Origin of the sequence: Catenuloplanes indicus (assembly GCF_030813715.1) — a bacterium.
Lineage (GTDB): Bacteria > Actinomycetota > Actinomycetes > Mycobacteriales > Micromonosporaceae > Catenuloplanes > Catenuloplanes indicus.
This window is the reverse complement of sequence record NZ_JAUSUZ010000001.1, coordinates 8,616,115-8,642,045: the sequence shown is the minus strand read 5'-3', so window position 1 is coordinate 8,642,045 and position 25,931 is coordinate 8,616,115. Positions and strand designations below refer to the sequence as shown.

The following is a 25,931-nucleotide window of genomic DNA, read 5'->3' as shown; positions in this document are numbered from 1 at the left end:
GCACGTCAACGCCCGTCGGGCAGCGGCACCACGTAGGAGTCGACGCGCGCGATCAGCCCGCCGCGGAACGTGAAGACGTCGTTGAACGCGAACCGGAACGGCCCGTGCGCGACGCTCACCCCACGGCCCTCACCGAGCGCGAACACCACCGGACCGTCCTCGTGCACCCGCTGCACGTCCAGCGTCGGCACGCCGCTGAACCCGGGGTTCTCGATCTCCCCGTCGAACTCGGCCTTCCCGCGCGTGGTGCGGTGCCCGTGGATCACCCACTCGACGTCGTCGTGCAGCGTGGCCAGGATCTTCGCGTGGTCGCCGGCCCGGAAGCCGTCGAAGTACCGCGCCACGAGGTCACGCTGGTTCACCGGTCTGCTCCTTGCCGCAGGTGAAGGTCGAGCGCCTCGAGGATCGAGGCGAGGCCGTCGGCGGCCCGGGCGGTGCGCAGCTCCGGCGGGAGCCGGCGCTGATGGACGGTCAGCTCCACGCCGTCGCCGTCCGGGCGGATCGTGACGGTGGTGCGGATCCCGGTGACCGGCTCGTCGAAGACCAGCTCGTGCGGCGCCGCGACACTGACGTAGACGAACCGGAGCCGGCCCGCCGCACCGCCGGGCGCGCGCGTGTCGAGCGCGAACTCCCCGCCCGGCCGGCAATCGACGACCACGGACCCCGGCGGTACGGTGGCGTGCGCGCCACCCCAGAACGCCGCGATGCCGGCCGGCGTGGTGAACGCGGTCCACACCCGCTCCGGGCTCGCCGCCAGCCGCCGCCGCGCGATCAGCTCGTCACCGCTCACCGCGCCGTCCCGTCGTCGCCGAGGTGCCGTTCGAGCGCGTCGAGCCGGTCACCCCAGGCCCGCCGCTGGTCGTCGATCCACGTGCTGAGCAGCTCCAGCCGCTCCGCCCGCAGCCGGCACGGCCGGCTGGTCCCGTCCCGCCGCTGCTCCACCAGCCCACAGCGGCGCAGCACACCGACGTGGTGCGAGATCGCCTGCTGGGTGAGCGCGAACGGCTCCGCCAGCTGCTTCACCGTGGCCTCCCCCCGCGCCAGCCGGCTCACCAGCGCCCGCCGCACCGGATCGGCCAACGCGGCGAACGCCGCATCGAGGTCGGGCTCCGGCGGCGCGAGCGATGTCGTCATGGTTCGACCCTAATACAAATCTTCGTTTGCACAAAAGGTTACTTGTTGAAGGCCGAAGACCTCGGCATTCACCGGTACGATGACCGCATCAGGAGGTCGGCATGGGTCTGTCCGGTCGCGTATGCCCCGACTGCGAACGCCGGGTCCGCGAACCCTTCGAGGAGACGATCCTCGGCCGCGAGGTCTGCCCGGACTGCGCCCGGGCCCTCTTCCTGGCCTCGGGCGCGGGCGCGGCAGCCGGCGGCTCCCTCGGCGTTGCGGCCGGCGTCTGGTCCACGCTGCTCCGCAAGATCCGCCGCACCCGCTGACCCCGCTCCCCGGGCCTCCGCGCTCCGGGAGCGGCGGCGAGCGTCGATCGCCTGAGTGCCCGCCGGCATGAACCGGTGCGGCCGCTACTTCACCCGGCGGGTGGACCGGACGACGATCTTCTCGTACTGGCGGTTCTTGTCCAGCCAGGCGGTCAGCAACGGGCAGATCGGCACGACCGTGCGGTTGCGGCTGCGGGCGTCGTCCATGACCGCGCGGGCCAGCGCCGCGTCGACGCCGGTGTTCTCGAAGCCGGGCTCGATGTCGGTGTGCGTGCAGGCGATGATCGGCCCGGTGACCTGATAGGTGAGCACCCCGGCGAGCGCCCCGGAAGCATCACGCGCCTCGAAGCGCTCGCGGTCGGGCAGGTCAGTCACCGTGTACGTCACCCAGCCATCCAATCACGCCACCGGCTCCCGCCACCGGGCGGCGTGCGAGGCGCCACATCACTCACCGCGAGCGGATGCCGGCGAATCGGCCAGCCACGCGTGGTCATAGCCGATCTCGTCCCAGCGGCTCCGTAACCAGGCGCGTCTCGGCTCCGGCGCGGAGCGCCACAGGTACTCCACGCCCTCGTGGATCCTCGCCCGGTGGGTGGGATCCAGCCATGCCGGAAGGTTGTGGCAGAGGTCGGCGAGCACCCACGCACGGTGCAGACGTTCCCGTTCCGGCACGTCGTCGCGGAGCGGCGCGACCTCGAACCTGATCGAGAGAATGGCGTCCCGGAGCAGGTGCACGACCGCCGCCTCCGTGGCCCCCTGGGACGGCCGCTCCCGTTCCCGGGCCATCCGGTCATCGACCTCCGATCACTGGACGCGGACCACGAGGGTGCGGGCGGGCTTGTCGTGGAGGCACTGGCGGTAGGGCTTGTCCCAGAGGCACCAGAGCGGGTCGATGAGGCCGACGTAGCAGTTGGAGAGGATGGAGAAGCCGAGCGTGGCCAGCCATCGGTAGGTCAGGCGGCCGCGGGTCAGCGGCGCGTACGGGTCGAGTGAGGCGACGGCCAGTTTCAGCATGCGCTTGCCCGGGGTCTGGCCGTGCCAGCGCAGCGGGATCTCGACCTCGTGGACGTACTGAACGCCGAGCATGACCAGCACGATCGCGGTTACGCCGGTGATCGGGACGAGCGGGGACTCGTCGCCGGCCGTGTTGACCAACAGCGCGACCAGGCCGCCGCCGATCGCACCGGCCAGCACGCCGGCCGCGAGCATGAAGATGACGCTGTCGACGAGCCGGGCGGCGAGCCGGCGGCCCGCGTCGGCCACCGGGCGCCCGTCCGGTGCGACCGGGTCGGTCCAGGCCGGCGGCTGGGGCGGGTGCGGCGGGTACTGGACCGGCTGCGGCCCGGACTGTGCGGCGGCGGGGTACTGCGGGTAGGCCGGGTACTGACCGGGCTGCGGGCCCGGCTGCGCCGACGGGTACTGCGGGTACTGGGGCTGATCGCTCACGCGGCGTTTCTATCAGGTGCCCGCACGCGCGGGCAGCCGGGCATCTCCCGGGCGGCGGCAGGGGCGGTGTGGCGCAGGACTTCCAGCGGGCTACGGCAGTGCGGCAGCGCGATCGTGACCGGCCGGGACGCTGCCGCCGGCGCCCGGTCACCGCCTGTTCCGCGTCGCTCAGCGCGACGCCGGCGCCGTCGTGGTGCCCGGGTCCGGCCCGCCCGGCGGCACTGTCGTCACGTACCCCCCTGAGGGTTTGTGGTCGGCGTGACGCATCCGGCAGGGACCTGGCGGCCGGCCGTGCAGGCCACGGCGCGCTGTCTCACCGGCTGCGCGATCGGCGAGATCCTCGGCATGATGATCGGCACCCGCGCTCGGCCGGCGCGTCGGCGGCACCGGCGCACTCTCCGTCGCGCTCGCGTTGCTCTTCGGCTACGCGCTGACCATGCGCCCGCTGCTCGCCCAGCACCTCGGCCCGCGTGCCGCGCTGAGCATCGCGCTGGCCGCCGCACGATCTCGATCGCGGCCGTGGAGACCATCGACAACGCCGTGATGCTGCTCGTCCCCGGCGCGATGGACGCCGGGCCGCTCACCGTCGTCTTCTGGGCCTCGCTCGCGTTCGCACTGGCCGTCGCGTTCGTCCTCACCGTCCCGATCAACCGCTGGCTCATCTTCCGCGGCCGCGGCCACGCGGTCGTCCCGCACCACCACTGACCACCGGCGCCGTCCGGTCAGTCGTCGTCGAAGGCCTGGTCGCTCCACCGCCACCAGGCCTCGTCGCCGTCGACGTGCAGCAGGAACTCCGGCACGTCGCGGCCGTCCGGATAGCGCAGCACAACGACGTTGCGCACCGCGTCGTACGCCCGCTCCCACGCCTCGACGTCCTCGTCGACCCGCTCCAGCAGCCGCAACTCGTCGACGAACAGCGGCCGCACGTCCTCCAGGCCGCCCGCCGGCTCCACCCGCGCGTGCAGCCAGGGGAAATCCCCGCCGGTCACGACCAGCGAGGCAAGCAGTTCGCCACCGCGCCTCCGATGCAGGGACCAGACCCCCTCGATCATGGTGGTCACGCGGGCCGTCCGGCCGACGCGGCACCCCGGACGGCCTCGGCCGTGTGTTGTGGGTCCATCACCCGCGAACGGTATCGCCCGGGTATGACAGAAATCCGCCATGGCGCGGTCCGGCTTCGCGGTTTCGCATCGCCTGAGGGCCATCCAAAAAGACGCACTCACGTCGGCACGAGCGTGCACGCCAGGCCTGCGCGTTGTTCATCAGCGGCGCGTCCGGCCACGGCGCACGCCGGCAGCAGGCCCGGTGTTTCGCGCAGCGGCAATCCGGGCCGGTCGACGGCCCCGTGCCTCGCGATTCACCACGCGGTGTCGGTCCACTCCCGCGCGGTGGGGTTCCAATCCAGCGGTACGGGACCCGAATCGTCCCTGGGGGTGCGGATCCAGCGGAGAGGATGCTGCGCGCTTCCGATCTGGTAGGTCTTCTCGGTCCCGTTGATGACCGCCCGGACGGTCAACGCGCCCTCGTAGAGATAGCCTTCCTTCGACTCGATGAGGAGCCTCGCGTATCGGTAACCGCGTTCGGTCAGCTGAATCGAGGCCGGCGGCATGGCGTCGGGACCATCAACCTGGTCCGGTCCGTCGAACGTGGACATCGTGGTCCGGCCTTCTACCGTATCGACCTCGATGACTACGACGGGATGTCACCTCCGGTATGCCGGCACGTCAGGGCGGTCCCGCCGGCGCTCGGGGTTCGCTTGAAGATCGCCACCTCGGCGCTCTTCACCACCACCAGGTCGGCGCTGCCGGACAGCATCTCAAGGTCGATGTACGGGTACGTGTTGTACATCGCCGGATTGCCCGCGATCCAGGACTGCCATTCCTTACAGTGGTCGTTGGCGTTCTCGGCTGGGTAATCAGGGGGCGCGGGGAGCTCCTGAGCCGTCCCGGTGTAGTAGAAAGAGTCGATGTAGTAGGCCAAGGAGATCTGCCCGTACGACTGCTCCAAGCCGGGCCCGCACGCCACCACGTTGCCCGAACCCTGCACGTTGCAGCCGCCGGAGTTGGCCTGGATCGTCGATGCCTGGCCGCTGTTGCTTGCGGCGCTGGAGGCGTCAGGCTTTGCCCCTTTGCCGTCGCCGTTTGCGATGAACGGTATCAGTACGGCCACAATGGCCACTATTGCACCGACACCCTGCCACCAGGGGCGTCCCAGCAACCAGCCGACGATGCCTCGACGGCCGTCGGCCGGAGACGATTCCGCGGACGGCGACTGGTTGGACGCTCGGCCCGTTCCCCGTCCTGGGTTGGCGGACATCGTCGCCCCCGATCGCCTCGATAATTCAATGACGGCAATGATATCGCAGCTGGATGAATCGCTCAGTGATCGCGACCTGCGCGCGCTCACAGCGGATGAGCGGCATGATGTCGCCTACCGTCGTTCGGCTCGACTCGGAGATCTGCCGTTCGCCCGGTTCGGCTGACGTGGGTGCCATAGGCAGAGCACGGCCCGACCACGGCAAGCCGGTGGTCGTCAGCGAGTTCGAGTCGGCGGCCTGGCTGGGCAGCCTGCTGATCCGGATCAGCCGGGAAGCGGAGCTTGACGCCCTCCGTATCTCTGATGAGCACGCGGTCAGTAAGCACTACGACCTGACCGGGCCGGACGACCTCAAGGTGCTGCTCGGCGAACTGGACGCGCTGCTGACAGCGGGTCGCGTGCCCGGTTCCGCCGTCGTCCAGCGGGGCGTGCCGGCAATGGACGCGCCGCGGGGCTTGGGCCGCGCTGTAGATCTTGGGCGCGACCGCGGTCGTGCGGGGTTTCTCCGGCGCTTCGACCGACGCGGCCCGGTCAGTCGTCGTCGACGGTCTCGTCGCTCCACCACCCACGGATCACGGCCGGCGACGCCCCGGCCTGCCCCGGGGACGCATGCCTACCGCAACCCCTCGCGGTGGCACCTTTCCTTAAATTCGGCTTAGGTTGATGCCTTGTTCGCGCATGCGGAGAGTGATCAAGGCGCTCGTATCGGTAGTGTGCCCCAGAGCTTCATCGTGAGGGGAGAATGCCGGTGCGACGGACCAGACTCCTGCTGGTGGTCGGCGTGGCCGCGGCGGCGGCGCTGCTGACCACCGTGCCGCTGCTCGCGGACGACCACGGTGATCTGACCGTCGCGGCGGTTGCCGACACCACCAGCACGACCGTTCCGCAGGACGGCGACAACAGCGTCAAGAGCACCCTGGCCACGTGCCCGTCGACCTGCGACCGGAACCCACGAGGCTGGCGGGACGCGGTGATCAGCTTCGACGTGGCCGACATCCCGGCCGGCGCCGTCGATGTCCGGGCCGTACTGCGGCTCTATTCCTGGCAGGCGTTCGGCGCGATGACCAGCGTGCACCTGGGCGGCTCGGTCACCGGCACCGGCGTGGTGACCCGGCGTGCCGCCGTCGGTGCCGGGCTGGACCGGGCCACGTCGGTGCGGTCGGGCTACAACGAGTGGGACGTCTCCGGCGCCGTGGCCGGTAACGGGCGGTACACGTTCACGGTGCGGCAGGAGCAGCTCGGCACCCGTGTCTACTGGGCCTCGAGGGAGAACCGCGACACGGGCATCCGTCCACAGCTGACCCTCACCTATCGTGGCGGGCCGAGCGGCGCCACCAGCGCGCCACCGGCGCCCAGCCCCACGTCGCCGTCCCCGTCGGCCACCTCCGACGCGGGGATCGGCAGCGCGCCGAGCACCGCCCCGCCGCCGCCACCCTCCCGGACACCGGCCAGCACCCCGCCCGTCGCGGCCGGGCCGCAGGCGCCGGCCGGCTGGAAGCTGACCTGGTCCGACGAGTTCGACACCGGGAGGCTGGACACCACCAAGTGGGTGGCGAAGGACGACACGATGGTCGACTACGACCTGGCCTGCATCACCGACGACAACGTCTCGGTGGGCGACGACACGATGGTGATCACGGCTCAGCGGGAGAGCGCCACCTGCGGGTCCGAGAGCCGCAAATACACCACGGCGTACCTGACGACACAGGGGAAGAAGTCGTTCACGTACGGCCGGTTCGAGATCCGGGCGAAGACGCCCACCGGCCCGGGCAACTCCACCGGCCTGTGGCCCGCGTTCTGGTTGCGGCCGGACGACGGCGGGGTGGGTGAGATCGACGTGGTGGAGCTGCCCGGCGGCGAGGACTACTACCACGCGGCCACTCAGTCGATCTTCTATGACTACACGCCGGTCAAGCAGGACAACCGCTACGACTTCCCGGTCGGCTATCCGGCCGACGGCTACCACACCTACGTCACCGAGTGGGACCGCGACGAACTGCGGTGGTACATCGACGGCACCGAGGTCTGGAAGCGGAACCGGTCCACGACGCCCTGGTTCACCGAGGCGTTCAGCCGGCCCTTCCACCTGCGGATCAACTTCCAGGTCGGTGGCTGGCTCGGCGATCCGAACGCGGCCACGACGTTCCCGGCGGACTTCCGCGTCGACTACGTCCGGGTGTGGGAACGGAGCTGAAACTCACGGTAACTGAAACGTTACCAAAGGTTGTTACGTTAACTCTGTTCGAAGTGGCTTGGCGGCCTCTCCTTCGACGGCACCCGACCGGGCGGGACCCCCGGTCTGTCGTGCTACCCATCGGAAGGGCACCAGCCGATGATGTCATCAGACACCCTTGCGGCCGTCACCGTCCCCGCGCCACGGACTCAGGCCTCGGCCCGCCCCGCGTGGCAACGGCGTTACGTCCTCACCTTGATCGTCAGCGACACCCTGGCCGTGGTGGCCGCGGTCCTGATCGCCATGCAAGTCCGCTTCGGGGGCGACCTGACGACCGAGGGATGGTCGTATGCGCTGATCAGCGTGCTGCTGTCGGCGGGCTGGCTGATCGCACTGCTGCTCAATCACGCCTACGACGACCGGTACCTGTTCAGCGGCAACGAGGAGTACCAGCGGGTGCTGCGGGCGGCGCTGGCGCTCACCGCGACGATCGCCTTTCTGTCGTACGTGTCCGAGGCGGAGGTCGCCCGTGGCTACGTGACCGTGGCGATGCCGGCGCTCACCGCGCTCGGGCTCGCCGCCCGGCGCCTGAACCGGATGGCACTGCACCGGGCCTGGTCCCGTCGGCGCTGCCTGCGCCGGGTGGTGGTGGCCGGGCACGCCGGCTCGGTCGCCGCGCTGACCGGGCAGCTGCGTCACGAGCGGTACCACGGGCTTGAGGTGGTGGCGGCCTGTGTGCCCCGGCGGGATGATCTGCCGCCGCAGCTACGGACCGTCCCGGTGATCGAGGGATTCGAGTCGATCGCCACGGTCGCGCTGACCGCGCAGGCCGACACCGTGATGATCCTGCCCTGCCCGGAACTGGACGGGCCGGCCGTGCGCCGGCTCGCATGGCGGCTGGAGGGCCAGGACATCGACCTGGTGCTGTCCAGCGCGCTGGTGGAGGTCACCGACGGGCGTACGACCATCCGGCCGGTGGACGGACTGCCGATGCTGCATGTCGAGCATCCACGGCTCACCGGCCCGGGACGCCTGGTCAAGAACCTTTTCGACCGTACCGCCGCGGCTCTTGCCCTGATCGTGCTCGCTCCGCTGTTGGCGGCGTGCGCGCTCGCCGTCCGGCTGGACCGGAGCGCACCCGGCCCGGTGCTGTTTCGGCAGACCCGGGTGGGGCGGCATGAGCGGCCCTTCACCATGCTGAAGTTTCGCACCATGCGGCTCGGCGCCGAGGCGCAACTGGCCGCGCTGCGCCACCTCAACGACCACGACGGGGTGCTGTTCAAGCTACGCGAGGATCCGCGGATCAGCCGGGTGGGCCGATTTCTGCGACGGTACTCCCTCGACGAGTTGCCGCAGCTGGTGAATGTGGTGCGCGGCGAGATGTCGCTGGTCGGACCTCGGCCGCCGCTTCCGGCGGAGGTGGCCGCGTACCCGGAGGACATGCGCCGGAGGCTGGTGGTCAAGCCCGGCATGACCGGGCTGTGGCAGGTCTCCGGACGGGGCGACCTGCCGTGGGAGGAAGCGATTCGGCTCGACCTGCGGTACGTGGAGAACTGGACTCTCACCCTGGACCTGATCATCCTCGCTCGCACGGTGACCGCAGTGGCCCGGTCCAGCGGCGCCTACTGACGGCGGACCCCTCCGGGCCGGCAGAACCGGCCCGGAGGATCGGTCAGATGCCGCGACCGCGCCGGCGCAGCGTGCGCACCACGGTGTCCGGGCTGAGGAGCCCGCCGGCGACGGCCAGCGCGAGGTACGCCCGGGGTTCGCGGGCGTTCCCGGCCAGTGTCCGGCCGGCCCACCGGGCCGCCGACCGGCCGTTGCCCAGCGCCGCCTCGGCGAAGGCGATCTGACCGCAGACCCGGGCGAGGCCGGCCGGCTCGCCGGCGAACTCCGGATAGCGCTCCAGCAACCAGCGCAGCGCCTCGGAGATGGTCTCCCAGCGCTCGGTGAAGTGCGAGCGGCGATACCAGCGGACCAGCACCCCGGGACTCGGCACGTTGGCCAGCGGCCCGCGTCGCGCGGCCCGGAGCAGGAACTCGTAGTCCTCCGCGTAACTGCCGGGGATGTCCTCGTCGACCAGGCCGATGTGATCGCGCAGGGCCGCGGCCCGGATGAGGAACGTCGACGGGTGCAGCTCGGTGATCCGGTCGCGCAGCAGGTCGGCGAGCGACACCCGGGTGCGGTGGAGCACCCGCTCGTGTTCGGACTCCCCGGTGGTCACCCGGATGCCCGAGCAGACGAAGTCCGCCCCGGCATCCAGTGCCGGAAGCTGTGCGGCGAGCTTGCCGGGCAGCCATTCGTCGTCGTCGTCGCAGAACGCGATCAGGTCGCCGGTCGCGGCGTCGATCCCGCTGTTGCGGGCGCCGGCGAGACCGGGACGCCGCCGGTTGGGGATCACCCGGACCACCCGTTCCGCACCGGAGGGGTCGCGCCAGGCGCGCTGGAGGGACTCGTCCGGCGGGTTACGGTCGAAGACGACGATCACCTCGATCATGCCTGGGTGTTCCTGACCGGTGGCCGCGTCCACGGCCCGGCGCATCAGCTCGGGCCGGTCGACGGTCGGCACGATCACGGAGATCGCCGGGCTCATCGCCCTCCCCCACGCCGGCCCTGGTGCCGGACGGCCAGGAGGTCGTCGACGATGCGGCCCACCCGCCGTACCGCCGCCGACCGGTCCGTCTGGGCCGGTATCCTGGCCGGGGCACCGGGGACACCGGACATCGCCTCGTCGAGCGCGGTGTGCAACTCCGTGGCGGAGGCGCAGAGCCGGATCAGGCCGTACCCGGCCAGCCGGCCGGCGAACAGCATCTGATGGTCGTCGACGTGTTCGCCGTGCGCGGGATCGCGGGCGACCACGATCGGGGTGTGCCCGTTGCGCCGGGCCTCGGTGATGGTGGCCGGGCCGCCGTGGCTGACCACGGCCCGAACCCTGGTCATCGCCTCGGCCAGTGCCTCATGGGCCAGAAAGGCGGTGGCGCCGGGAATCTCCGGGCGCCGGCTGCTGCCGTGCTGGATCAACATGGCGAGACCGTCGCGGCGGGTCGTGTGCCACTGCTCCAGCCATCCCATCAACCGGTCGAAGCGGTGCACGTCGGTGCCGACCACGACCAGCACCGACGGAGTGCTCGCCTCGGTCATATCAGCTGCCCCACGACGGTGGCCTCGGGATAGAGCCTGCGCTGCTCCTCCCACTGGACGAGCATCGCGGACAGGAACGGCCGGCACAGGCGCGCGGTGAGTGTCGGCGTGTCTATCCGGTCGTAGACCTCGATGTAGACGGTGGGGATCCGCTGGAGCCAGGCCAGCAACACGAACGGGAAGGCGACGCCCGCTCCGGTGGTGATCACCGCACCGGCCCGGGCGGGGCGGACCAGAGCGGCGGCGAGGCGCAGGTTTCGCAGGAGGTTCCGCAGGTTGCGGGTGGTCGGGTGATGCGCCCAGGTGACCGTCTCGTCGCGCAGCAGGGAGACCGCGTCCGGCGTGTCGAAGCTGACCCACCGGCGGTTCCGCTCCCGGTACCACGGTTCGAGCGCGAGAAGCTGCGCGAGATGTCCTCCGCTGGAGGCGACCAGCAGAAGCGGCGGGCTGCCCGACCCGTCGCCCGGCACGTGACCCATGCATTCCTCCTAAACGATCTTTGGCGGCCCCGCTTTCAACGACGGAAACAATTTATAGGCGGCGCGTTTCATTCGCGTTCACTTTCGCGTGGGTGTCGGCATTCATACGCCTTTCCGAATGTCAGATGATGCACATAAGGAGTTCTTGGAACCTTCCGGAATTCCGGCTTAAGACGGATCCCGCTTTCCTCGCCGACCTATAGGTTTAATATGATTTGATCCGCAGAGAAGAACGTATCTCGTCGACCGCCTCACATCATTCTTCTGGTCAGCACCTCCAATAGAGACGGGTGCAGGTCGGCATTCCACCCGGCGCCGCCCGCGGCGAGTCGAAAAGTGCGCAGCCACATTTCGACCAGGTATATGTCGACGACTGATTCGACGGCGTCCGGACTGATCCCCAGATCGGGCATCCGGGCCCACAACGTCGCGCGTGCGGCGTCCACCGCCCGGGACGCGGGGCGCCGGGCCACCACCAGCGCGGTGTTGAACACCTGATGGACGAGATCGACGCCGACCGGCATACCGGAGCCGCTGTGCTCCCAGTCCCAGGCCACCAGGCGGGCCACACCCGGGCGCTCGGCGACCTCGCCCAGATTCCACGGCACCCAGTCCCCGTGCCAGTCGCCGAACTCCATCCGCAGACCACCCACGGTCTCGGCCAGTCGCACGACCAGCCGCCGGATCGTCTCGCCGGCCGCGCCCGGCACCGTCGCCGACTCCCGGCGGAACCGGTCCAGCAGACCCGCCTCGGCCGTCGTCCGGAGCGGGCCCGGCGGCCCACCGCGGCGCGCGACAGCCAGCAGCCCGGCCAGGCGAGGACGGCTCGGCTCCGGCAGCCGGCGCACCGTCTCGGGCAGCGGAGCGGTGACCGACACCGCCCGCCCGGCCCAGTCGCCGCTGTGCAGCAGGCGAGGTACGACCGGATAGCCGTCGTGAGGGCGATCCGGCAGGACGCGCAGGGCCGCCGATTCCGCCCGGACCAGCGCCCGGGTGGCCTCGTTCCAGCCGATCTTCGCGTACCCGCGTGGCTTTCCCCGTCCGTCGAACAACTGCAGGGTGGGCTTGCGGTTCGGGTCCGGCGGCCGGACCCCGATCGCCGCGCGCAGGCCCGGCTCGCCCAGCACCTCGGCCAGGTGCGCGATCAGCGACGAGGCCGCCGCCGCCCCGGCCGGGCCGTCGGCGGAGAGCACCGGGAACGGCAACGCCTCGGCGGCACCCACGCGGGCCAGACCACCCAGCGTCGTGCGCACCGCCCGGGTGGCGCCGGACCGCAGCGAGTTGAAGGCCAGCACGGAACCGGCCGCGACCCGGGGATCCCCGAGCGGCACCAGGAACCGGGCACGCGACACCGAGGGCACCACCGCCCAGCTGGTCACACCGGGGCCCCACCGGCGCCGGCCGACCGTCACCCGCAGCCGCTCGTCCGGGAAGACCGCGCGGGCCACCCAGCCCAGGCCGTCGTCGCGGTCCCGCGGATCATGTGGAAGGACCGCCCGCGCCCCGGAGCCGGTCAACCCTCCCCGCCCGCCCAGTCGAAGGACATCCCCAGCCGCCGGGCGAGCGCCTGGTTGCAGGGCCGGAAGTACGCCGTCAGCTCCGCCCGGATCGCCGGGTCCATCGGCGCCGAACGACGACCGTTGAACACCTCGTAGCTACCGAGCTCGTGCGCGGGCAGGCCGACGAACTCCAGCACCCGTGCATAGGTCGCGGCCGGGTCGCGATAGAGCGCCTCGCTCGGCAGCACCAGCAGCTGTTCCCGGGGAAAGCGCACGAGCCAGGGCTCGAGGTGCTCCAGATACCGGCCCCGGGCCCGGTACGTCCACCAGTCGAACGGCTCGCTGAACAGGTTCGGGTCGGCGATCAACCGCTCACGTTCGCCGGCCGTCCGCTCCGGCTCCGCGGCCAGCGCCTCGGCGAAGCCCAACGGCTCGTGACCCTCGGTCCGTCGCTCCTTCCAGTGCGACCAGGCCCGCTCCACCGGGTCGCGCAGCAGCACGATCAGCCGGACGGACGGCATCAGCGTCTGCACCCGGGCCGGGACGAGCGGATGGAACATGTAGAGCGGAGCCGCCTCGCCCACCTTCGGCGCCGCGCCGAACCGCCGCTCAAGCCGCCGCCGGTGTCGTTCGGTCGGGAAGTGCGATCGGTACCAGGCCTCGCCCCGATGCCAGTTCTCCTCGAAGTAGTGCGACGTCTTGGTGTTCCAGGCCGGAAAGAGGCGGGGCACCAGCGGATGCTGGATCAGGTAGTTCCACAGCGAGGTGGTGCCGCCGCGCTTGGTACCGATGATCAGGAAGTCGGGTAGCGGGCGACGGTCGCTGGTGCGCTCGCCGTAGCGGACCAGGCCCTCCCGCGCCCGTTCCCGCAGTCCCGGTGGCGCCATCCGCTTGGCTCGGTCCCTCATGGTCGTCACGTGTCGTCCTCCCCAGTACCGGACCCGGACCGGGCATCGCGCAGCAGCGCCACCCCGCCCCGGATCAGCTCCCGCACCCGCCGGACCGACACCGCGGCGGCCAGCCCGCACATCAGCGACACGCAGGCCAGCAGCAGTCCCGGTAGGCCCCGGCCGGCGACCGCGGCCGCGCACAACCCGATCGGGACCACGGCGACGACGGATCCCGCCGCCGACAGCAGCGCGCTCCGGCTCACCACCGCACCGCCGATCACCTGCCGAGCGCCGATCGCCGCGGCGACGTTCTCGACGACGATCCCGACCGCCCACGCGGCGGCGGCCCCGAGCACGCCGCCGGCCGGTATCCACCAGAGGCCGAAGCCCACCGTGCAGGCCAGGCCGGCCGAGGTGGCGGCCAGGTGGCGACGGCTGTGGCCGCTCATCAGCAGCACCGTCTGCACCGTGCCGAGCCCGACGTTCACCAGCATGGCCGCGCTCAGCACCGCCATCGCCGTGCCGCCCGCACCGAAGTCGCCGCCGAACAGCGCCAGGAAGGCCGGGGCGAACAACGCCAGGAGCAGGTAGACCGGCCAGGACAGGGCGATGGCGAGGACGGTGGTCTGCCGGTGCACGGCCGCGGCGTCGGCGATCCGGCCCGCCCCGAGCAGCCGGGACAGCTGCGGCGCCACCGCGACCCGAAGACCCTGCAGCGCGAGCTGGCCGGCCAGCACGTACCGGCCGACGCCACCGAAGACGCCCGCGTCGGTGGCCGTGGCCAGGGCGGAGGTGAGCAGGACACCCACCCACATGCTGCCGCTGTCGATCGCCGCGGACACCGCTCGGGGCAGCGCGAACGACCAGAACGGGCGCCACTCGGCAGACACCGGACGCAGCGCGGACATACCGTCGACACCGAGCGGCCGGTACAGCAGCGCCACGCAGGCGACCAGGGCGAGCAGCACCGGCAGCACCCACCCGATCAGCGCCGCGACGACGCCACCGGCAGCCAGAGCGACCGCGCCGACCGCCACCGGGCGGCCCACCGGCAGCAGCCCGAACTGGACGGCGGCGTACGCGGTGATCGGCCGCGAGGCGCGCACCGCCGACAGCAGCACGGTCATCGCGACGACCAGCGGCAACGCCGCCGAGGCCACCGACAGCAGGCGGACACCGGACGGTCCGGCGTCGGGCAGGAGCACCCCGGCCAGTGGCCCGGCCAGGAGCAACCCGCCCGCCGCCACCAGCAACCCCAGCGCCAGCGGCGGTGCCAGGGCGACGGTGAGCAGCGGGGCCGCGGTGGCGAGGGCCCGCCGGGGCAGGGCCCAGACCAGGCCGGTGTCGGCCCCCAGGCAGCAGACCGCGCAGGCCACGGTGAGCAGGCCGACCGCGGCGAAGATCGCACCCGCCCCGGCCGACCCGAAACCACGGGCCAGGACCACGGCGAGCAGGAACCCGAACAGGCCGCTGACCGCGGCCCCGGCCAGACCGACCGCGCTGCTTCGGGCACCGGTGCGCCGGGCGGTGGTGACGCTCATGCGGTCTGCTCCGCCGTGCCGCCCCGGTCCGGCGCAGGGCTGCCGGATCCGCGCGCCGGCGCCGCTCCCGCCGGCGGTAGCGGCGCCGCCCGGCGGACCGGACCGTCCACCGCCGCCATCGACAGCCCGATCGCGTAGCAGAGCACCGTCAGGTTGTGGAAGGTCAGTCCGTAGTACGGCAGCTGCACCGCGCCGATCACCGGCACCGTGGCCAGCCACTGACCGGCGGGGGACACCGCACGGCCCGACCGCCGGGCGGTGACCACGAAGAAGGCGAGGAAGCAGAGCAGCGCGGGAACGCCGTGCGAGACCAGGACCTGCCAGATCTGGCCCTGGGTGCCGACCGGTGCCTGCGCCGTAGTGGTGTCGACGGTGACCGGGGCGCCGTACCCGATCACGGGCGAACGCTCCGCGAGCAGCAGGGCCTGCCGGTACAGGTCGATCCGGTCGGTGGTGGTGTCGCTGCTGCTGGTCCGGGCCGAGATCAGTTCGTCCACCGGGATGACCAGCCAGACGGCCCCCGCCAACAGCGTCGCGGCCACCACCGAGACCACGACCGTGGTCTGCCGTCTGCCGATCCCACGCGCGGCCAGCAACAGCAGGCCCGCGCCGAGACTGACGAACATGCCGCGGTTCAGGGTCAGGAAGGCCGGCGGCAGGGAGAGCGGCAGGGAGATCAGCAGCGCCCGCCGCAACGGGCCGCGCCGCACCGACAGGACGTAGGCGATCACACACGGGACGAGGAGCGCCCAGGCGCTGCCCCAGGTGTTCGTGTACGCGAACGGCGCCGACGGACGGTAGATCGGCGCCGTCGCGTTCGTGCTGTACTCACTGCTGCGCAGGTGGACGAGGTCGCTGAGGAACGGGTTCGCACGCAGGCCGGCCGGCAGCAGCAACTCGATCGGGCTGACCGCGGCGAACGTCGGCAGCAGCACGCCCAGCCAGCCGAGCGCGACCATCGACAGCCAGAACAGGCAGAGCGGCCGGAAGACCCGCTCCCAGCCCTGCCCGTCGCGCAGCGCCGTGTAGGCGTAGAGCAGCAGCAGGAACGCCGCGACGTAGAACCCGAACCGTAGCGCCGCCACGACCAGCCCGCCGGCGTCCAGCCGGATCGCGGAGATCAGTACCAGGACGCAGAAGACCAGCCAGAGACCACTGCCGGTGGGTAACTCGACCCGGCTGCGGCGGGCCAGCAGGACCAGCCCGAGCAGCCCGCCGAGCAGCGGCCATCCGAGGTAGAACCCGCCGGACAGCCAGAGCAGTGGCACCGCGCCGAACATCGCGGCCAGCGGCCAGAGCGGCAGCTCACCGTCCGTGATCCGGTCAGTCATGCCCGCTCACCAGAACGATGCCGAGGGTCCGGACCCCGCTGAGGCGAAGGGTGGTGGCGAGCCGGTCCAGGTCGGCGGCGCGGGTGTGATCCCGGCGTGCCACCAGGACCACGGCGGCCTGCTGCACGGACCGCACGCCGAGCGCGTCCCAGTCGGCCGGGACGGCTCTGACCAGTGTGATCAGTTTTTCGTCCGGGTCGGCGGGCGCGATCAACCACACCCGGCCCCGGCCGATCGGTACGGACCGGGTGACGGACGCGCTGGTCCGGTCCCGTTCGCGCTGCTCGACCAGCACCGGCGACGGGCGCGGCCGGGTCAGCGGCTCGGTCGTGTCGGTGGGCCGCGGCCGCTCGGTGATCGGGCCGGTGGCGGAGGCCAGCACCCGTGACCGGCTCAGCGGCGCCTCGGGCGTCAGGTCCTGCCAGTGCACCTCGTTGCCGCCGTCGGCGAGCGCCACGGCCAGGCCGGCGGCGACGCCGGTGGGCAGTTCACCGGAGCCCGGGGCGAGCAGCACGATGCGGCGGGTGGCCGGGCCCAGCCGGCCGAGGATCGCCGGCACCAGGTACCGCAGATCCGCCGTGAGCTGGCTGCGACCCTGGCCGAACCGCCGGCCGCGCAGCTCGGCGAGCAGCGGTAGCCCGGAGATCGTGGCCGCGTCGTACCCGGTCCGGACTCGGCGGCTCAGCGCCTCCACCGCGGTGGCGAGCACCGCGCCGGCGAGCAGACCGCCGGCCAGCGCCGCGATCAGCACTATCGGCAGCGGCATCCGTCCGGGGGCGGCGGGTGGGGTGGCGATCCGGGTGACCGTACCGGGCGTGACGTCGACCGCGGCGGCGTCGGCACGCCGGGTGGCCAGCTCGCCGAGCTGGTCATTGAGGCTCCGCAGCCGGTCCAGTGCGGCGGTGGCGGCGACCGAGCCGGCGCCGGACGGCAGCGCGGCGCGGACCTTGTCGCGTTCGGCGGCGAGTGCGGCGATGCTCTGGTCGTACGAGGCGATCCTCGCGTCCCGCTGGGTCTGGTAGAGGCGGCGACGCACGTCCAGGTAAGTGTTGGCTGCGGCGTTGGCCCCGGCGACGGCCGCGTCCGCGGTCGGCGCGGCGTAGCGGAACCGGAGCACCTGCGATCCGTCCGGCAGCTCGACGGTCAGCGACGCGCGGGCCGCCTCCTCGCCCTGCCCGGTGGCCGCCGCGACCGCCGTGACCACCTCGGTGCCGGTGGCGAGGCCGTTCTCCACCGTCATGTTGACCACCCGGTCGGAGCCCGGGCCCGGATAGGTGAACGGGTCGGTGACGACCGGCCGGACCGCGACCACGGCGGTGGCCTCGAAGCCGCCCGCGGTGGCGAGGTAGCCGACCGCACCGAGCAGGCCGAGCAGCACCCCGGCGAGGGTCGTGCGCCACCGCCGGACGGGCGGGCGGAGCAGGTCGAGAGGGCTGACGGTGCGGCTGCGGGGCGCGACATCGGTGGTGTCAGTCATCGAACCTCTTGGCGATCTGCTGCGGATTTCCGATCACGACCACCCGGGCCGGCACGTCGGTGCGGACCACCGTGGCCGCGCCGACCACCGAGTCCCGGCCGATCGTGACGCCCTTCATGACCAGGGCGCCGGCACCGATCCACACGTTCTCGCCGACGGTGATCGGCGCCCGGGTGCTGGGCGAGGGCGCCGCGTGGCGCCGGGCCGGGTCGAGGTTGTGGAAGGTGTTGTCGACCAGTTCGCAGTCCGACAGCAAGCTGCCGGCACCGACCGTGACGGTCGTCCAGCAGCCCACCCAGGAACCGTTGAGCAGGGTGTCCGGTCCGATGCGGACCACGCCAGGGCCGGCGAACCGGACCAGTTTGTTCAGCCGGCACCGGTCGCCGATGACGACCGTCACGCCCCGCCGAAGCCGGATCCGGCCGCGGATCTGCACGTCCCTGCCCAGGGTCAGCCGGGGGTAGCGCAGCCGGTACCACGCACGCTTGAGCCGGAACACCTGCCGGACCAGGACGCCGACGGGGGCCGGCGCGCGCTCGGTGTCCACCGGTGCGCTGTCCCCGGCCATGACGCGGCTCCCGATCACGACGCGGCTCCGATCACGACGCGGCGAAGAAGAGCGTGGGGCTCGTCCAGGTGGTGCCCGGGTCGATCACGGTGACCGCGGCGCCGTCCACCACCAGGCTCGGTGCCGCGGTGGGGTCGAACGGCACCGACCGCAGCTTGCCGTCCGTCGAGCCGAAGACCACGGTGCCGCCGGCGTAGGCCAGCCCGCGCGTGGCCGACCAGGTGACCCCGGTGGTCGGCGCGGTGAACTCGGTCGCGCCCACGTAGTGACCGTCCGGTTCGAGGTAGCGATAGTAGAGGCCGTTCCCGGTGGACCTCGTGTAATACATCCGCCCGCTCAGGAAGAAGGCGCCGGTCATCACGGACGAGTCGAACCAGTCGTTGAAGCCGATGTGCCACGGCACGCCCACCACACCCGTGTTGCTGACCTGGGAGATGCCGAAAGCGCCGCCGACGTCCCAGTAGAGCTTGTCGCCGGCCCGCATCGCCGCACCCGCCCCCACCAGGTTCGGCTGGCTCACCACGGTGGCCGTGCCGAGTCCACCGGCGGCGTACGGCGTGCGGGTGAGCTGCCCGTCGGTGTCTCCCGAGTAGAGGAAGCCGGTCGTGCCGGCCGGGGCCTCGACCACCGGGATGTCGCGACCGGACGCGATCGGGAACATCGCGAACCGGCCGTGGTACTCGTTGCCGAGTCCGTCGGAGTTCTGCCCGATGTAGATTCCGTCGTCGCCGCGCCAGATGACCGGCACCGTCGAGCCCCACGCGGTGGTCCCGCTCGGCGCGCCGCTGCGTCGCGGGTTCCAGTTGATCGGCATCCCGTTGTTCGGATCGGCCGCGGCGACCCCGAGCCGGTCGATCGCGCCGGGTCCGGCCTGGTCGCTCGCGTTGGGGTTGTTCAGCCAGCGGAAATGCCCGCCGAGATAGACGACCTCGTCGGTGGCCTCGACCGAGGTGATCGTGTCGTTGCCGGTCCAGTCGATCCAGGTGGCCTCCAGGCCGGTGCCCCGGATGCTCGTCTCGAACCGGACCAGCGCGTCGCAATAGGCCGCGGGCCAGCCGCCGCCGCCGTTGCTGCCGACGATGAAGTAGCTGCCGTCATCGGAGAAGTCGACGTCCTGCACGTAGTGGATGAACGTGTTCGGTGCGGCGCACGGCGGCACGTAGCGAGTGGTCGACCAGTTCGCGACCGTCGGCGTACCCGCGGCGTCCATCTCGATGAGCGCGATCTGGTTCCGGGAGAGCCCGTTGACCAGGGTGAAGTTGCCGCCCATGATCAGCGTTGCGCCGTTCGGGGTGACGTCCACCGTCCACACGTACGGCGCGGCGTTGTTGCGCCCGCCGGTCGCATGGACCACGAAGCCGGTGTCGATCGCCCCGCTGGACGCGTCGATCCGGGCCAGGCCGTGCCGCTCCACGCCGTTGAGCCAGTTGAAGGCCCCGCCGACGTAGAGGTCGTCACCGAGCAGCTTCATGGTCCGCACCACGCCGCCGTCCGACCGTCCCACCCAGTCACCCACCGTCGCGCCGGTCTGCGGGTCGACGGCGACCAGATTGCGTCGCTCGACACCGTTGACGTTGCGGAAGGCGCCGCCCACCACCAGGTCGCCCTCGGGATTGACGGCCAGCGAGTTGACCGCGCCGTCCAGGACGGGGAGGAAGGTGGTGTGGAGCGCGCCGGTGGTCCGGTCGTAGGCGAACAGATAGGACCGGCTGATCCAGGTGGCGTTGGCCGCCGTCCGCAGCTGGGTGAACGTGCCGCCGACGTAGACGGCGTCGCCGATCTGGGCGAATGCCCGCACTTCACCGTTACGGGCATGCGGGGTGCGGTCGTCCGGGTTGGCCGAGACGACCCGGCCCGGAGCCGGCGGCGGAACGACCGCGGCCGTCGCGGCACCCGGCGATGCCAGCCCCGCGGTCCCGGCGACCACACCGGCCAGCACCAGAATGACCGCCCGGCGTCGCCACGCACGCATGAAGGCAGACAAAGATGAGTCACCCCTTTCCGGGGAGCTGCGCATCACGGGAAAGCACCCGCACGTGCTCGCGGGCGACCTTGCTCAACATTGCTCGACTGAAGAAGGAAAACGATGATTCGCGATTCTGTCGTAATTCCGGACAGGATATCGGTGCGCGGGCGACGTCGCTAGATCCCAGATAGTCGATGCGCGTTTCGCTGTGGTTAACCGCCCGTTGGAGAACGGTACGCACGGCGCGGACCGTCCATTGCCACCCATAATGGGGCCGGGGGCGGCGAAAAGTCACCGGTGGACCGGGCACGCGGAGCCTCGTGTCCTAATTGCCTCGATTGCCGTTAGGACCGACAGGAGTAAGAACGGTCCAACCGATGCCGATCTCTATCAAATGTGTTTCGAAGTCTGGGCGAGTTCCTGGCGAGGGCGGGCCGGGCCGCCCTCGGGCATGCGGGCCGGACCACGCCGGAAGCGGGAAGACGGCCTTCGTCCATCAGGGTTTGTGCGCCGCGATCAGCAGGCGTGGGGTGCCGCCGAGGACGGCGGGGGTGTCGCGGGCCTCGGCGAAGATGACCTCGGCGCCGGGGCCCAGCTCGCGTTCCAGGGTCTCGGTGGCGGCGAGTACGCGGGCGTAGACCGCGCCCTGGCGGTCGAGCCAGTCCGGGGTCTCCTCGCGCACCGAGACCTCGAAACCGGCTTTCGCCAGCAATCTCGCGTGGTCCAGATAGGACGGCTCCCAGGTGGTGAAGACGAAACGGCCGCCGGGGCGGAGGATGCGGTGGATCTCGGTGAGTGCGGCCGGTTTGTTCCACACCATCCAGAGCGCGTCGATGCTCATCACCGCGTCGGCGGCGCCGGACGGGACGCCGGTCCCGGTGAAGCTGCCCGTCCGGAACTCGGCGGTGGGCAGGCCGAGGGAGGCGGCGAGCGCGGGGGCGCCCTCGACCGCGGCCGGGACCACGTCCAGGCCGAGGAGGCGGGCGCCGCAGGTGAGTGCGACGGATGTGCCGGGGCCGCCGCGGCCGCAGCCGACGTCGACGAGCAGGCCGCCGTCGAGCGGGCCGACGAGCGTGGCGATGCGGGACAGGTCGGTGCGGGTGACGAAGCCGAACGGCTGCAGCTCGTCCGGGTAGTCGTCGCCGTACACGTCGACGTAGATCTGCCGCAGGGTCGGGCTGGATGCCTGGTAGCGGTAGAAGTCCGCGTATCGGCGTTCCGCGGTTTCCGAGCTCATCGTGGTCCTCCCCAGGACTGCCACAGGTGCGCGTACCGTCCACCGGCCGCGAGCAGTGCGTCGTGCGTGCCCTGTTCGACGATCCGGCCGTGGTCGAGCACGATGATCCGGTCCGCGTCCGCGGCCTGGACCAGTCGGTGCGCGACGATCAGCGTGGTGCGGCCGTCGGTGGCGGCGGCCGCGGCGCGGTCCAGGTCGCGGGCGCCCGCGCTGCCGGCTTCCGCGGTGGCCTCGTCGAGCACGGCGACGGCCGGGTCGGCGAGGATCAGCCGGGCCAGCGCGAGCTGCTGGGCCTGGGCCGCGGTCAGGCGGTGGCCGCCCTCGCCGACGTGCGTGGCGAGGCCGTCCGGTAGCGTGCGCAGCCAGCCGGTCGCGCCGACCCGGTCGAGCGCCTTCTCGACCTCGGCGTCGTCCGCGTCCGGGCGGGCCAGCCGCAGGTCGTCGGCGAGCGGGCCGGCGAACACGTGCACCTCCTGGCTGACCAGCGCGATCTCCTTGCGGACCCGGATCTCGCCTAGATCTTGCAGGGGTACGCCGCGGAGGCGCGCGTCGCCGTCGGACGCGGGGATGATCCCGGCCGCGATGCCGGCGAGCGTGCTCTTCCCGGCGCCGCTGGCCCCGACCAGCGCGACCCGCTCCCCCGGCGCGAGCGTCAGCGTGACGTCCTCCAGGACGGTGGGCCCGTCCTCGTAGTGGTGCCGGCGCACGGTCACGCTCAGCGCCGCGTCGTGGTCGACCGGCTCGCGGCCGGCCACGGCGGGCTGCCCGGGCAGCGACGCGACGCCGATCAGCCGGGCCAGGCTGGCCCCGGCCTGCATGACCGCGTCGAACTCCATCAGGATCAGGCCGATCGGGTTGAACAGGCGGTGGAAGTACAGCGCGGCCGCGGTGGCCGCGCCGACCGTGGTCTGCCCCGCGCGGACCAGCAGGAATCCGGCGATCAGCACGCTGCTCAGCCCGATCAGCTCGGCCCGGTTGATCCGCAGCCCGAAGCGGGTGAAGATGCCGAACACGGTCAGCCCGAGGTCGCGGGCGGCCGCGGACCGGTCCGCGATCCGGGCGACGTGCACTTCCTCGATGCCGTACGCGCGGACCGTGGCGGCGCCGTGCAGCGCACCGGCCATCGCCTGGGACCGTTCGCCGGTGGCGATCCGCTCCTGGGCGTAGAACGGCACCGACTTCGGCAGGTACCAGCGCAGCGCCAGCGCATAGGCCGGCGCGGCGACCAGGCCGGCCAGGCCGAGCCACGGGTTCAGCGTGAACAGCCCGCCGGCGGTGAGCACGATGGTGAGCACCGCGCCGACCATCAGCGGCCCGATGCCGGTGATCGCGTTGGTGACCACCGCGACGTCGTCACCGGCGCGCGCGACCAGGTCGCCGGTGCCGGCCCGCTCGAGCGTGCTGGACGGCAGGTGCAGCGCGCGGTCGAGCACGCGTTCGCGGAGCCGGGCCAGGACCGTCTCGCCGAGCCGCGCGGCGACGGCCGCGCCGGCCGCGGTGAGCACACCGGCGACCACGGCCGCAGCCGCGATCACGCCGGCCCACATGACGATCCGGCCGGTGTCGGCCCCGGCCTTGACGTCGTCCACGAGCCGGCCGAGCACCCACGGCGCGACCAGCCCGGACGCGGACGCGGCGACGAGCAGCGCACCGGCGGCGGCGGTCAGGCCGGGCAGGCGCCGGAACTCCGCGGCGAGCGCGGTCCAGGTCTGCCGGGCGGTCGCGGTGGGCAGCAGCTGGGTGGTACGCGATCCCTCGCTCATCGGATGACTGCCTCGCGGTATCGGGCGTCGGCCGCGGCCAGCGCGTCGTGGGTACCCTCGGCGACCACACGGCCGCCGTCCAGCACGGCGACCCGGTCGGCGGCGCGCAGCAGCGCGGGACTGCTGGTGATGACCAGCGTGCCGCGCGCGCCGGTGCCGCGCGCGGCGGTCAGGCCGTCCGCGACCAGGCCCTCGGTGACCGCGTCGACGGACGTGGTGGGTTCGTGCAGGATCAGGACCGGCGGGTCGGCGGCGAGCGCGCGGGCCAGGCCGATGCGCTGCCGCTGACCGCCGGAGAGGTTCGCGCCGCGCTCGGTGAGCTCACGGTCGAGCCCGTCCGGGTGCGTCTCGATGACGTCGGTGGCACCGGCGTGGCGCAGCGCGGTGAGCAGGTGGTCGTCGCCGGCCGTACGGGTGGCCAGGTTCGTCCGCAGCGTGCCCTCGAACAACGCCACGTCGTGCTGCTCGACCAGCAGCGTGCCGCGCACCGCGTCCAGCGTCAGCGTCTCCGCCGGTACGCCGTCGATGCGCACGGTGCCGCGGTAGCCGTCCCGGGGCACCCGCCCGGACAGCAGCGTGACCAGCGCGTCCGCGTCCCGCGGGTCGTAGGCGACCACGCCGACGACCTCGCCCGCGCGGACCCGCAGCGTGACGTCGCCGAGGTTGCCGTAGCCGACGCCGTCCAGCGCCAGCCGGGTGTCCGACGGGCCGGGCAGGCCCGCGGTACCGGGTGTGACCAGCGGCTGCGCGCCGAGGACCCGGCCGACCCGGGTCGCGGACGCCTTGGCGGTCGCGAACAGCTGCACGCACCAGCCGAGCGTCCCGACCGGCTCCGCGATGAACTGGGCGAGGAGCACCACCGTGGCCAGTTCCCCGAGCGTGAGGCGGCCGCGCAGCGCGAGCCAGCCGGCGGTGCCGGCCACGGCCGCGAGGAACAGGCCGTTGACCGCGGTGGTCAGGCCCTGGTGCAGGCCCTTGCTGTTGGCGGCGCGCAGCGTGACGCCGAGCGCGTGCGCGCTGGCGGCCGCGTACCGGCGGGCCGCGTGGTCCTGGGCGCCGATGCCGCGCAGCACGCGCAGGCCGGAGACCAGGTCGACGGCGAGCGCGGTGGTGCCGGCCAGCGCCTCCTGCTGGGCCTCGCTGCGGCGGGTGAGCAGTGGCGCGAGGCGTTGCAGCGCGAGGACCACCAGCGGTACGCCGAGCAGCACGCCCAGCCCGAGCGGCACGTCCACGACCAGCAGCGCGATCGCGGAGACGACGAGCGCCGTGGTGGCGGCCGCGGCGATCCCGGCCGCGCGCAGCACCAGCGTGGAGATCTCCGCGTCGGACGCGGTGACGGACAGCAGCTCGCCGTCGCGCAGTCCGGACCGCTGGCCGCGCGGGTCGAGCGCGCGCCGCGCGATCTCGACGCGGGTGGTGTGCGACTCGTGCTCGACCGCGGCGTACCCGAGGCGGGCACCGAAGAAGTAGGAGAACGTGAGGACCGTGAAGAGCAGGGCGAGGCCGGCGAGCGACAGCAGCAGCGCGCGGGTGTCGGAGGTGCGGATGGCCCGGTCGATGACCACGCCGATCATCACCGGTACGAGCGCCTCGGCGGCCTGATGGGAGCACAGGAACACCACGCTCACGCCGACCCGGGCCCGCTGGCGGCGCAGGATCCGCCGCTGGACCGCGCTGGCGGTGAACTCGCCGGCCGCCGCCATCAGGAGCCCGCGAGCTCGGTCAGGACCGTGTCCATGCGGTCGGCGAGCTGGATGCCGGTGCCGAGCGAGGAGGCGCCGGAGACGATCGGGTAGACCCGGCCGGCCTTCACGGCGGACAGGTTCTTCCACAGGTCAAGATCAGTCATGGCCGCATTATCCGGGGAGGCCGTGACGCCGTCCGGACCGGCCGGGATGAGCAGCGCGCCGCTCGGCTCCAGGATGTTGATCTGCTCGAACGAGTGCTCCTGGGTCTGCTCGGTCTGCGACTTGGACGGCTCCGCCAGCTGGACGCCGCAGGCGAGCAGCACGGTGGTGTCGGTCCAGGCCGGGCCGAGCGTCCAGAACGCGGTCTCCGTGGCCACCTGCACGAACGAGAACGTGTACTTGGCCAGCGTGTCCGCGTGCTTGGTCTTGACCGCGGCGGTCTTCTGCTCGTATTGGGTGAGCAGCGCCTTCGCCTCGGTGCCGCGGCCGAGCACGTCGCCGAGCCGGTTCGCCACGTCGAGCAGGGACAGCTGCTGGAACGAGATGACCACGGTCGGCGCGATCGTGGACAGCTGCTGGTAGAGCGCGTCCGGCGTGTCGATGGTGCGCAGGATCAGGTCCGGGCCGGCCGCGGCGATCTTCTCCACGTCCGGCTCGGTGTAGTCGCCGGTGACCGGCACGGCCTTGAGCTTGTCGCCGTAGAACGCGCCGGTGCCCTCGTACCCGCCGCCGCCCACACCGACCGGGATCAGCCCGAGGTCGACGACCGCGAACGCGCCGTAGTAGTCGGCGCAGACCACCTTCGCGGGCGCGGCCGGCACCGTGACCGGGCCCTTGTCCGTCTGCACCTCGCGCTCGGCGGCGGACGCGGCCGGCTCCTCCGGGGAGGAACCGGAACCGCACGCCGCGAGCAGCGCGCCGCCGGCGACGCCCACACTGCCGGTCAGGAAGAGACGCCTGTTGATGGCCATGGG

The 25,931-nt window shown here is 72.2% G+C and carries 28 protein-coding genes; 5 read left to right on the top strand and 23 right to left on the bottom strand.

The window, feature by feature from the left end:
* Window positions 1-5: 5 nt before the first annotated feature.
* Genes J2S42_RS38735 through J2S42_RS38725 form a run of 3 tightly spaced genes read right to left on the bottom strand, consistent with a single transcriptional unit; the run spans window position 6 to window position 1,134 of the window.
* Window positions 6-362 (bottom strand): nuclear transport factor 2 family protein, encoded by a 357-nt coding sequence (locus tag J2S42_RS38735; RefSeq protein WP_307247565.1) that lies wholly within the window; start codon window positions 360-362, stop codon window positions 6-8.
* A complete protein-coding gene (locus tag J2S42_RS38730; protein ID WP_307247563.1) occupies window positions 359-790 on the bottom strand; it encodes an SRPBCC family protein in 432 nt (143 codons plus the stop codon). Before J2S42_RS38730 ends, J2S42_RS38735 begins: the two co-directional genes overlap by 4 nt.
* A complete protein-coding gene (locus tag J2S42_RS38725) occupies window positions 787-1,134 on the bottom strand; it encodes an ArsR/SmtB family transcription factor (protein ID WP_307247561.1) in 348 nt (115 codons plus the stop codon). The genes J2S42_RS38730 and J2S42_RS38725 overlap by 4 nt, the downstream gene beginning before the upstream one ends.
* A gap of 101 nt (window positions 1,135-1,235) precedes the next feature.
* On the opposite strand from J2S42_RS38725, the gene J2S42_RS38720 reads away from it, so the two are divergent.
* Window positions 1,236-1,442, top strand: a complete 207-nt coding sequence (locus J2S42_RS38720; protein ID WP_307247559.1) for a hypothetical protein — start codon at window positions 1,236-1,238, stop codon at window positions 1,440-1,442.
* A gap of 84 nt (window positions 1,443-1,526) precedes the next feature.
* Here the strand turns inward: J2S42_RS38720 and J2S42_RS38715 are convergent, their stop codons facing one another.
* The 3 genes from J2S42_RS38715 to J2S42_RS38705 are packed head-to-tail and all read right to left on the bottom strand — an operon-like array spanning window position 1,527 to window position 2,888.
* On the bottom strand, window positions 1,527-1,829 hold the full coding sequence (locus tag J2S42_RS38715; protein WP_307247557.1) for a GNAT family N-acetyltransferase: 303 nt from the start codon (window positions 1,827-1,829) through the stop codon (window positions 1,527-1,529).
* Window positions 1,830-1,886: 57 nt separating this feature from the next.
* The gene (locus J2S42_RS38710) at window positions 1,887-2,228 is read right to left on the bottom strand and encodes a hypothetical protein (RefSeq protein ID WP_307247555.1); all 342 of its coding nucleotides are present in this window, start codon (window positions 2,226-2,228) and stop codon (window positions 1,887-1,889) included.
* 18 nt (window positions 2,229-2,246) lie between these two features.
* Window positions 2,247-2,888 carry an RDD family protein gene (locus J2S42_RS38705; protein WP_307247553.1) on the bottom strand — a complete coding sequence of 214 codons (642 nt, stop codon included), beginning with the start codon at window positions 2,886-2,888 and terminating at the stop codon, window positions 2,247-2,249.
* Between the two features lie 249 nt (window positions 2,889-3,137).
* On the opposite strand from J2S42_RS38705, the gene J2S42_RS38700 reads away from it, so the two are divergent.
* Window positions 3,138-3,593, top strand: coding sequence for a DUF4396 domain-containing protein (locus J2S42_RS38700; RefSeq protein ID WP_307247551.1), 456 nt, complete (start codon window positions 3,138-3,140; stop codon window positions 3,591-3,593).
* 17 nt (window positions 3,594-3,610) lie between these two features.
* Here J2S42_RS38700 and J2S42_RS38695 read toward each other — a convergent pair whose 3' ends face one another.
* From J2S42_RS38695 to J2S42_RS38685, 3 genes are all read right to left on the bottom strand, one after another.
* Window positions 3,611-3,940 carry a hypothetical protein gene (locus J2S42_RS38695; protein WP_307249273.1) on the bottom strand — a complete coding sequence of 110 codons (330 nt, stop codon included), beginning with the start codon at window positions 3,938-3,940 and terminating at the stop codon, window positions 3,611-3,613.
* Window positions 3,941-4,245: 305 nt separating this feature from the next.
* A complete protein-coding gene (locus J2S42_RS38690; RefSeq protein WP_307247549.1) occupies window positions 4,246-4,542 on the bottom strand; it encodes a hypothetical protein in 297 nt (98 codons plus the stop codon).
* Window positions 4,543-4,577: 35 nt separating this feature from the next.
* Window positions 4,578-5,057 (bottom strand): hypothetical protein, encoded by a 480-nt coding sequence (locus J2S42_RS38685; protein ID WP_307247547.1) that lies wholly within the window; start codon window positions 5,055-5,057, stop codon window positions 4,578-4,580.
* A 200-nt stretch (window positions 5,058-5,257) separates the two neighbouring features.
* On the opposite strand from J2S42_RS38685, the gene J2S42_RS38680 reads away from it, so the two are divergent.
* The 3 genes from J2S42_RS38680 to J2S42_RS38670 all read left to right on the top strand — a co-directional run bounded on the left by J2S42_RS38680 (window position 5,258) and on the right by J2S42_RS38670 (window position 9,006).
* Window positions 5,258-5,863, top strand: coding sequence for a hypothetical protein (locus tag J2S42_RS38680; RefSeq protein ID WP_307247545.1), 606 nt, complete (start codon window positions 5,258-5,260; stop codon window positions 5,861-5,863).
* 89 nt (window positions 5,864-5,952) lie between these two features.
* Window positions 5,953-7,398 (top strand): glycoside hydrolase family 16 protein, encoded by a 1,446-nt coding sequence (locus tag J2S42_RS38675; protein WP_307247543.1) that lies wholly within the window; start codon window positions 5,953-5,955, stop codon window positions 7,396-7,398.
* Window positions 7,399-7,632: 234 nt separating this feature from the next.
* Complete coding sequence (locus J2S42_RS38670; RefSeq protein ID WP_307247541.1) at window positions 7,633-9,006, top strand: sugar transferase; 1,374 nt, start codon at window positions 7,633-7,635, stop codon at window positions 9,004-9,006.
* A 43-nt stretch (window positions 9,007-9,049) separates the two neighbouring features.
* Here J2S42_RS38670 and J2S42_RS38665 read toward each other — a convergent pair whose 3' ends face one another.
* The 14 genes from J2S42_RS38665 to J2S42_RS38600 all read right to left on the bottom strand — a co-directional run bounded on the left by J2S42_RS38665 (window position 9,050) and on the right by J2S42_RS38600 (window position 25,928).
* Window positions 9,050-9,970 carry a glycosyltransferase family 2 protein gene (locus J2S42_RS38665; protein ID WP_307247539.1) on the bottom strand — a complete coding sequence of 307 codons (921 nt, stop codon included), beginning with the start codon at window positions 9,968-9,970 and terminating at the stop codon, window positions 9,050-9,052.
* Window positions 9,967-10,518: a glycosyltransferase gene (locus tag J2S42_RS38660; protein ID WP_307247537.1), complete on the bottom strand. Its 552-nt coding sequence runs from the start codon at window positions 10,516-10,518 to the stop codon at window positions 9,967-9,969. The genes J2S42_RS38665 and J2S42_RS38660 overlap by 4 nt, the downstream gene beginning before the upstream one ends.
* Window positions 10,515-10,997 (bottom strand): glycosyltransferase family protein, encoded by a 483-nt coding sequence (locus J2S42_RS38655; RefSeq protein WP_307247534.1) that lies wholly within the window; start codon window positions 10,995-10,997, stop codon window positions 10,515-10,517. The genes J2S42_RS38660 and J2S42_RS38655 overlap by 4 nt, the downstream gene beginning before the upstream one ends.
* 251 nt (window positions 10,998-11,248) lie before the next feature.
* Window positions 11,249-12,514, bottom strand: a complete 1,266-nt coding sequence (locus J2S42_RS38650; protein WP_307247533.1) for a hypothetical protein — start codon at window positions 12,512-12,514, stop codon at window positions 11,249-11,251.
* On the bottom strand, window positions 12,511-13,413 hold the full coding sequence (locus J2S42_RS38645) for a sulfotransferase domain-containing protein (RefSeq protein ID WP_307247531.1): 903 nt from the start codon (window positions 13,411-13,413) through the stop codon (window positions 12,511-12,513). The genes J2S42_RS38650 and J2S42_RS38645 overlap by 4 nt, the downstream gene beginning before the upstream one ends.
* The gene (locus J2S42_RS38640) at window positions 13,410-14,927 is read right to left on the bottom strand and encodes a lipopolysaccharide biosynthesis protein (protein WP_307247528.1); all 1,518 of its coding nucleotides are present in this window, start codon (window positions 14,925-14,927) and stop codon (window positions 13,410-13,412) included. Before J2S42_RS38640 ends, J2S42_RS38645 begins: the two co-directional genes overlap by 4 nt.
* Window positions 14,924-16,258, bottom strand: coding sequence for an O-antigen ligase family protein (locus J2S42_RS38635; protein WP_307247526.1), 1,335 nt, complete (start codon window positions 16,256-16,258; stop codon window positions 14,924-14,926). The genes J2S42_RS38640 and J2S42_RS38635 overlap by 4 nt, the downstream gene beginning before the upstream one ends.
* Entirely contained in the window at window positions 16,251-17,735 is a 1,485-nt protein-coding gene (locus J2S42_RS38630; protein ID WP_307247524.1) for a hypothetical protein, read from the bottom strand. Before J2S42_RS38630 ends, J2S42_RS38635 begins: the two co-directional genes overlap by 8 nt.
* Window positions 17,728-18,303, bottom strand: a complete 576-nt coding sequence (locus J2S42_RS38625) for an acyltransferase (protein WP_307247522.1) — start codon at window positions 18,301-18,303, stop codon at window positions 17,728-17,730. The genes J2S42_RS38630 and J2S42_RS38625 overlap by 8 nt, the downstream gene beginning before the upstream one ends.
* A gap of 31 nt (window positions 18,304-18,334) precedes the next feature.
* Window positions 18,335-20,275, bottom strand: a complete 1,941-nt coding sequence (locus J2S42_RS38620; RefSeq protein ID WP_307247521.1) for a hypothetical protein — start codon at window positions 20,273-20,275, stop codon at window positions 18,335-18,337.
* 490 nt (window positions 20,276-20,765) lie between these two features.
* Entirely contained in the window at window positions 20,766-21,506 is a 741-nt protein-coding gene (locus J2S42_RS38615; protein WP_307247519.1) for a class I SAM-dependent methyltransferase, read from the bottom strand.
* Complete coding sequence (locus J2S42_RS38610; protein WP_307247517.1) at window positions 21,503-23,269, bottom strand: ABC transporter ATP-binding protein; 1,767 nt, start codon at window positions 23,267-23,269, stop codon at window positions 21,503-21,505. The genes J2S42_RS38615 and J2S42_RS38610 overlap by 4 nt, the downstream gene beginning before the upstream one ends.
* On the bottom strand, window positions 23,266-24,972 hold the full coding sequence (locus J2S42_RS38605) for an ABC transporter ATP-binding protein (protein WP_307247515.1): 1,707 nt from the start codon (window positions 24,970-24,972) through the stop codon (window positions 23,266-23,268). Before J2S42_RS38605 ends, J2S42_RS38610 begins: the two co-directional genes overlap by 4 nt.
* Window positions 24,972-25,928: an ABC transporter substrate-binding protein gene (locus tag J2S42_RS38600; RefSeq protein ID WP_307247513.1), complete on the bottom strand. Its 957-nt coding sequence runs from the start codon at window positions 25,926-25,928 to the stop codon at window positions 24,972-24,974. Before J2S42_RS38600 ends, J2S42_RS38605 begins: the two co-directional genes overlap by 1 nt.
* Window positions 25,929-25,931: the final 3 nt, after the last annotated feature.